Source organism: Corallococcus praedator (assembly GCF_003612125.1).
GTDB lineage: Bacteria > Myxococcota > Myxococcia > Myxococcales > Myxococcaceae > Corallococcus > Corallococcus praedator.
On record NZ_RAWI01001200.1, the window covers coordinates 1 to 418 of the forward strand.

1 protein-coding gene is annotated in these 418 nt (G+C 68.4%); it reads left to right on the forward strand.

Translation table 11 applies throughout. From position 1 onward, the window contains the following. Positions 1-418 (forward strand): Eco29kI family restriction endonuclease (locus tag D7Y13_RS43725; RefSeq protein WP_120631146.1); only part of this gene is annotated, 418 nt, incomplete at both ends.

The following is a 418-nucleotide window of genomic DNA, read 5'->3' on the forward strand; positions in this document are numbered from 1 at the left end:
ACGTGGGGAAGGCGATCCCACCGGGAGGGCGCAAGGGCGTCAACCCGCTCGGATCGGTGCCGGGCCGGTTCCTCCACGGCCGGCTACGTGAGCACGCCGAGAGCATCGCGGCCGCGCGGAACCTCGACCTCGCGGATTTCCAATGTCGCTACCTGTCGGTCGACGACATCTGGATTCCGTTGGGAGAGACCCTCTTGATCGCCAAGTTCCGGCCCGTCTGGAACCTCGTGCTCGACGGCTTCGGAAACCATGACCCGGGCTCCGGTCGGTATGGGGGGTTGATGCCTCTCTGGGACGTCCTGCATCCCGGACGCGCCTGGGCCACCCGGTGCCAGCCGCGGCCCGAGACGGCGGAAACGCTGGCTCGGCGCGTGACCGAGTTCCTCCGAGGCAACGTGCCGTCGGACCCTCACATGGA